Raw genomic sequence first — 7,708 nt, forward strand, 5'->3', positions numbered from 1 at the left:
CTTGCCAGACATTTTCCGGATCTTGGGGCTATCATCGCGACGAGACGAGCTGGAAGAGCCTCAAGCAATTGTTGGTGTTGCTGATCGAGACTGTCAGTAAAGGCGGAAATTTGCTTTTGAATGTCGGTCCCACAGCGCGGGGCACTTTTGACGATCGGGCGTTAGAACGGTTGAACGGAATCGGTGAGTGGATGCGGTTACACAGTCGTGCTATTTACGGCTGCACCGAGGCGCCGGAAGAATTTCGCCAGCCGGAAAATTGTTTATTGACTTTTCAACCGGAAACAAATCGAATTTACGTTCATGTGTTGGATTGGCCCATGGGCAAACTGTATCTTGACGGCTTTGCCGGAAAGGTGAAATATGCCCTGCCCAGCTTTTGCATGACGGCTCTGAAGTTATTTTGGGAAAACCCAAAAAATCTTCGGTCATTGATGAGCAAATCCCTTCGGACACACTCATTTTGGAACTCCCCGTTCAAAAACCACGGGTGACCATTCCTGTGATTGAACTCTTCTTGATTTAGCTCCCAATTCGATTAAATTCTCCACCCCAAATCACTAATTCCAAATTTTATCAACCTATGGCTGCGATTTTTTGATCACAAAAGCAAAGAATTGTATTTAATCCATAAAAAACAATTAGATGAAAAGAAGTTTATGCTAACCATTTTATAATTAATAAAAAATAATAAAAATGTGATGCAAGGCACTGGGATTTAAAGGAAAAAGCCTAAATTGTCAAATGGAGAAACGGGCTTCATTTTGCCGGTTTACTATTTTGTAAATTGAATTTCACATTCTGTGCGCATGAAAAATGTCATTTCAAAATAGTGTGCTTCTCTGAAACATTGAACCGGAAAATGACATGCTGGAACAAATAATTTCAGAGCATTTCTCGGTAAATTTTCTAAAAGATGTGGTAATAAAAATAAAATCAATATGATAAGATAAATTTAAGAGTATCTTAAATAAAAACAAATGGGTATATTAAAAATCAAATTGAGAAAATTGGGGGACATAAGCGAGGTAATTAAATTTCTGAGAATTTTAGCTGGCATTAAAATTGCTTAAAATTAATCAAATTAGGCCGATAGCAAAATATCACAGCATCTGATGTCGAACAACCATGAGGTTCATCATGAAATACAAGCATTTTTTCAAGTTATTTTTACTCGCTATTTTCCTGCTGAGTTTTTCGGCTTTTGCACAGGGCAATATTCAGGTTACGCTGGAAACGTATCTTCCGGACGGCGGAATCATGTATCTGAGCGATTTAGGACTAACCGATGTGACTCACGCGCCGCTTCTCTTTGCACTGACAATTGAAAACACATATCCAACACAGAAAGACATTGTCCTCAATTTCGGAATCCGTCGCGGGGACGAGGTGCTCATCGACGGAGAGACAAAGCCGTTCCCGATTACTGCCGGAGCGCCGGGCAGTCCCGGAAGAATTTATCTGACTAATCAGAATATTTTCGCCGAGGGAATGGACTACTCACTACAAAATATTGACATCACCGACGCGACCAGTGGGCTGACAGATGCAATTCTGGCAACGGGAAAATTGCCGTCTGGCGTTTATTTATTTTATGTGCGAATTTACAATGCACAGGATCACAGTCTGGTAGCAGAGGACAGCAAAAGTCTTTCTTTTGGTGCGCCCACATTGTTGGATCTGGTGTCTCCTGGCGCGCCGGCAGACAGAGGAGAAGTTCCGGAAATTTTCACAAAGATGCCGTTCTTTCAATGGGATTCTGACGCCTCGAAATTTGAGATCACGGTGTGCGGAAAGTTGCCAAGCAATACCGACCCCCAGGATGTGATGAGAAATGAGCCTCGGTTGCAGAGGATTGTTGAAAACCAAAAATTTTATCAGTATCCGCCAGATGCCTGGGAATTAGTTGAAGGAAAGACTTATTTCTGGCAGGTTGTGGCGCTGATCCCTTCTTCTGGCGGAGAAACCAGATTGGAGAGCGAAATCTGGGGTTTCCGCGTGGCTGATATGAGCGGAGGCAGTTCTTCTGCCGAACACCGGCAGTTGATGTCACTGCTGCAATCGATGTTTGATTCGCAAACTTTCGCCGCGCTTTTCGGCGAAGGTGGGCCTTTGGAAGGCTACCAATTTACAGGATCGGCGCTCCTCGACGGAAACACCGTTTCTTTGCAGGATTTGACAAATTTATTGAATGATCTCCTGCAGGGAAAAATCAAGATCGCTGACTTTGCAATTGAATAATTTGATGGGGAGAAAGCAATAATGAAAACGTACAGCAAGGAATTCCTCCTGACAATATTGTTTTGGGCGATAATTTTTAACATTCCCGCTCAGGCGCAAATCACCAAAGACGTGGCAATCGTTCTGAAAACCAGCGGCGACGTGCGCGTGAAAAAAGTAATAACAAAAAAATGGTACTACGGCAAACGCGGCGTGCGGCTGGATTCCGGCGATATCATTAAAACCGCGGACAATTCGCTGGCAGCGATCATGTTCACTGACGACAAAAGTTTGATCAAAATTCGCGACAAATCTATGGTCGCCATTCGCGGAAAGAGGGAAAAAAATTCCATTACCAAACGTGTGCTCTGTTCGCTGGGGAAATTCTGGATCAAAGTGAGCAAGCAGCGCGCCAAATTTGTCGTGGAAACGCCGTCGGGAATTGCGGCAGTCAAGGGTACGGAATTTTACGGCGTTGTCGGCGAAGACGGCTCGACCACAATTATTGCAGTTGAAGGAATCGTGGAATTAATGAATGAACTCGGCAAAATTTTGGTGCGAGCCGGCGAGAGCGGAAAACTAACCAAAAACGGCAAACCAATAAAATACGACACTCCCGATGATCAAAAGCCAGATTGGGGCGGAGGCGATGAGAATGATCAGGAACTGAAATTGGAATTTAAAGACGACGATGGAAACAGCAAAACTCTCCGCATCAAATACAAGAAAAAATCATGAGGATGAGATGACAGAAACACAATCCAGACAGGTGCTTTTTTTACCAACGATCATATTCTTGTTGCTTTGCGCGACAGTGACGTTTTCCTCACAGGGTGGATTGGTTCATTTTCCGGTGAGAAATGCCGTGGAGAATCAGCCAATTCAATTATCGGCTAAAATTGAAGATCCTGGCGTTACTGTGGAATACATTCGGATATTTTTTCGCACTAAGGGCGATGCAGACTATCAGTACATTGAGATGGACCAGGGAGTCGATAATTGGGTCGGGGAGATTCCGGCGGCCGTAGTGAAATCACCGGGGGTGGAATATTTTATTTTAGCGTTGCTGACCGATCACTCCATGTTCAAAAGTCCGGAGTCAAATCCCTATTACGCGCCATACGAAGTGATCGTTTCTCCGCCACAGCCGAAGCCTGTGGCTGCGGTTCAGCGAGAGAAAACTTCAGAAAAAGTAGCAGGGTCGACGAAGATACCCTTGCAATCTGCCGGTCTCGAAGTCGTTATTCTCAGCCCGGAACCGGAAACTTCTGTGGCGTCGGACGATATTGTCATTGCGGCGTCGGTGCTGGGAAACACCGACACTCTGAATACAAAAGCAACTACGATCACGGTCGACGGCGTTGATCTCACTGCTTCGGCGGAAATTTCCGAGTACGTCGTTTCCGTTCTGCCGGGCAGACTTTCCCCGGGAGCGCATCAGGTTGTTCTACAATTGAAAGATAAACAGGGGAAAAATCTGGAGCCGGTTTCCTGGCGCTTTTATGTGATGAAAAAAAGAGAGGAGCAGGCATTTGTAGGCGAAAAAAAGAAAGCCTATTCAGGAAATTTTTACGCTGAATATCGCGACGAAAAAGTCATCGACAGCACGCTGACGACAAGCAATATTGGCGGGTCGATTCGCGGCGCCTATGGCTCTCTTCGTTTTCGCGGAAACGTGTTCATCACCTCGCGCGACAAACCAGAATTCCAGCCGCGAAATCGTTTCTTTTTTGAAGCAGGCACCAAATGGATTGGCGTGAAATTAGGCGACACGTCACCGCGCTGGAATGAACTCATGCTCTGGGGCAGACGCGTACGCGGCGTGGAAGCCTATTTGCGATTCGGCTTTTTTAATTTTGAATTTGCCATGGGGCAGACGAACCGCAAGGTTGAAGGAATCGGCTACAGCGATATTTTTGATCCTGTTCCGGGAAATCCTTACAAATTCATCAATCCCGCTACTGGCGACACGATTGTTAGCACTACGGGTGTTTATCACTACGGAACTTACGCGCAAAATTTAATTGCTTTTCGTCCTAGTTTCGGAAAAGGAGAAAATTTCCAATTTGGCATCAATCTGGTAAAAGTGAAAGACGATATCAATTCCGTTCACAATAGCACTCAACCGAAAGATAACATCGTCGTGGGTCCCGATTTGCTCATTGCCTTTGACAAACATCGTATCGAATTGAAAGCGAGTGCGGCGTTCAGCTTGCTGGCGAATGACATCTCCACCGGCTCGATTTCCAAAGCGGAATTTGATACGACCATCAGCGAAATTCCCTTTGACCCGGCGGATTACGAAAAATATTTTGTTTTGAATACCTCGCTCATCCCCATTGATCCGTCAAAAATGACTTCGCTGGCGTATCAGACGAGTTTTAGATTTAATTATTTTGGTCATAATATTACAGCCATTTACAAATCCATCGGCTCCGAATACAACTCGCTGGCAAATAGTTTCTTGAGAAAAGATGTGCGCGGATTTTCTCTTTACGACAGAATTCGTTTGTTCAAAAATCAGTTTTATCTCAATTTGGGGTATGAAAATTTTCTCGAAGGAATCTCCGCCAAAGATGACGGCGATCCGGCGACGGAACCCAATGACTACGGCTCTTTCAGTGTGGGGTTTTCCTATTTCCCGAGCCAAACTTTTCTGCCGCGCGTGAGCATGAGTTGGAAACGGTACGATCGCAACAATGGTCTGGACACGACAGTGACCATGTCTGCCGTCAATTATCAGAATCGCGACATTTCCTTGCAAATCGGCTACGACATCTCTTTTCTGGGATTGGCGCACCAACTCAATTTCAGCCGCATTGCCAACGACCGCATGGACGGATTTGATCGCCGCGCTTCCAATTTGACAAATAATGTGCAGATGTTTTCTCTGCGCACCAATTATCAGGTGCCGCTGACGACGGTGTTATCTTTCGCGACAAATAAAAATGATGCCGGTGAAGGCTTGAATGGATTTCAATATCAAATGTTCGGTGCCAGTGGAATTTATTCGTTGCTCGACGGAAAACTGAAATTGAGAGCCGGTTGGTCGAAAACGAGCGCTGAAGGGACGTACTTGAGCTACGTGGACGAAATGGGGAACCCACTACTCCAGCCGGTGGAAATGAAATACACGGACTACCAGCGTTCGTCATTCAAACTTGGCGGAAGTTACAAATTTTATCAAAATCACGAATTCGTCTGGGATTTCAATTTCATCAATTTCAATGACAAGGTGGTGGGAAATTACAAAAACCGGTTGCTGCGCGTTCGCTACCAAATGCGTTATTAAAATATTGCAAAAAGTGGCTGCCTGATATTGGGGCGTGAAAGTTGAATTTTTTCTTATGTTAAATCGATTCTGTCTAAAATATTATGAAGAAAAAAATAAGAAATCGTTGGGTGATTGGTTGCTGCAGTGTGTTGGGAGCGATTTTTTTATCGATTCTTCTGCAGTTGTTGGGAGTTTTCCAGGGAGCCGAGCTGAAAACTTATGATTTTCGTTTTCGGCTCAAAGGCGACGTCCCCGTGGACAATTCCGGCATTGTGCTGGTCACTGTGGACGATCAGAGTTTTGTCAGCCTCAAGCATAAATGGCCTTTTCCGCGCCGCTATTTTGCCCGGGCAATTGAAAATCTCGCCCAGGCAGGCGCGGCGTTGATTGTGCTGGATATCGAGTTTACCGAGCCTTCCACAATTGACCCGATGGATGATATGACGCTGGCGGACGCGATTCGGCGACATCCCAATGTAATTCTGGCGGGAAAAATTGTTGCCGAATATGGTTCGCACAATACGCTCAATCGCTATCCGCTGAAACCATTGAAAACATTCCTCGACGCCGGCGCTTCCTGGGCTTACGCCAATGTTTACCTCGATGAAGACGGTTTCATTCGCCGCTACAATTTATTCCAGAATGTTCACGGACAAATTTATTTCCCTCTTGCCATCGAAGCATTGCGCAAAATGCAAAACCCACCGTTGAAACAGATTCGCGTTGACGATCACGATGTTCTGAAAATTGGCAAATTTGAAATCCCGAAATATGAATTTGACACCATGCTCATTCATTTCGCCGGGCCTGCCGGAAATTTTCCCACTTATTCGCTGGCGAATGTGTTAGACGACCGCCGTTTTCAATTGCCGGATGCGCGCGAAGATACGGATGTCTTTGAGGATTACAAAGACTATGAAATTTTCAAAGACAAAATTGTCTTCATTGGCGCATCGGCGGAAGAATTGCAGGACAATAAGTTAACGCCGTTTTTCGATTACCAAGGCAGCAAACAACTCATGCCGGGCGTGGAAATGCATGCCAACGCCTTGCGCACGATTTTGTCGGGCGAATTTATCCGTCCTGCGAGCGCGTGGCTGGTGGCATTTGTCATATTTTTTCTCGGCGCGCTGGTGTATCTGGTGGCGATGAAATTGAAACCGGTGTACGGACTGGCGCTGTCGCTGGCGGTGGTTGTGCTTTATTTCTTTTTGTGCATCTACCTTTTTATTCATTGGGATTTCTGGCTGCCGTTTGTGTTCCCTGTGGCCAGTTTTGTTTTAGGATACGTGACAAATACTGCCTACGCCGTTTTCATGGAACAGCAGGAAAAGAGCCGCTACCGAAAAACTTTTCAGCAATACGTGGCGCGCAGCGTGGTAGATTCCATGCTCAACTCCGGCGAACTGCCCAAATTCGGCGGCGAACGAAAGGAGTTAACTGTTCTTTTTTCTGATATTCGGTCTTTCACGACTTTCAGCGAAAAATATGCACCCGAAGTTGTGGTGCAACGTCTGACTGAATATTTGAGCTCCATGGTGGACGTGATTTTCAAAAACAACGGTACGCTGGACAAATTTGTCGGCGACGAAATCATGGCGCTTTACGGCGCGCCCTATTATTTCAAAAATCATGCGGAAAAAGCCTGCCTCACTGCGCTGGAGATGCTGGCGCGATTGCGGCATTTGCAGAAAAAATGGTCCCAAAGGGAGATGGACTATTTTCAAATTGGCATCGGTATCAATACCGGGAAAGTGATTGTCGGCAATCTGGGCTCGATTCAGCTTTTTGATTATACTGTGATCGGTGACGAGGTAAATTTAGGCGCCCGCCTTGAAGGAGCGAACAAACAATACAAAACAACAATCATCATTTCCGAGTCCACATATCGACAGGTGAAAGGAAAAGCCATTGTCCGGGAACTGGACAACGTGCGCGTGAAAGGCAAGAAAAAACCCGTGAGAATTTACGAATTGCGCGGTATGGGACACTTACCAAATATCGAGAAAGAGCTGATTATTGGAGTTTATACCCGCGGCTTGCAATATTTTCGCCAGAGAAAATGGGCGCGCGCGTTGAGCGAATTCGCCCGGGTGCTGCGCTATTTCCCTTCTGACGGCCCCTCGCAAATTTATACCCAGCGTTGTCTGGAATTCATCGAACATCCGCCAGCCGAAGATTGGGATGGGGTGTTTGAGTTTGCGGTGAAGTGAA

Annotated in this window: 4 protein-coding genes and 1 pseudogene; all 5 read left to right on the forward strand. The window is 45.8% G+C overall.

What is annotated here, in order from left to right; all coding sequences use genetic code 11:
* The 5 genes and pseudogenes from GXO74_04640 (at window position 1) to GXO74_04660 (ending at window position 7,707) form a co-directional block, all read left to right on the forward strand.
* Window positions 1-526, forward strand: a pseudogene (locus GXO74_04640) (alpha-L-fucosidase).
* A 614-nt stretch (window positions 527-1,140) separates the two neighbouring features.
* Window positions 1,141-2,241: a hypothetical protein gene (locus GXO74_04645; GenBank protein ID NOZ60947.1), complete on the forward strand. Its 1,101-nt coding sequence runs from the start codon at window positions 1,141-1,143 to the stop codon at window positions 2,239-2,241.
* Window positions 2,242-2,262: 21 nt separating this feature from the next.
* Window positions 2,263-2,958, forward strand: coding sequence for a FecR domain-containing protein (locus GXO74_04650; protein NOZ60948.1), 696 nt, complete (start codon window positions 2,263-2,265; stop codon window positions 2,956-2,958).
* Window positions 2,959-2,965: 7 nt separating this feature from the next.
* Window positions 2,966-5,512 carry a hypothetical protein gene (locus GXO74_04655; protein NOZ60949.1) on the forward strand — a complete coding sequence of 849 codons (2,547 nt, stop codon included), beginning with the start codon at window positions 2,966-2,968 and terminating at the stop codon, window positions 5,510-5,512.
* 83 nt (window positions 5,513-5,595) lie between these two features.
* Complete coding sequence (locus GXO74_04660) at window positions 5,596-7,707, forward strand: CHASE2 domain-containing protein (GenBank protein NOZ60950.1); 2,112 nt, start codon at window positions 5,596-5,598, stop codon at window positions 7,705-7,707.
* Window position 7,708 lies beyond the last annotated feature (1 nt).

This window comes from Calditrichota bacterium (genome assembly GCA_013152715.1).
GTDB lineage: Bacteria > Zhuqueibacterota > Zhuqueibacteria > Thermofontimicrobiales > Thermofontimicrobiaceae > 4484-87.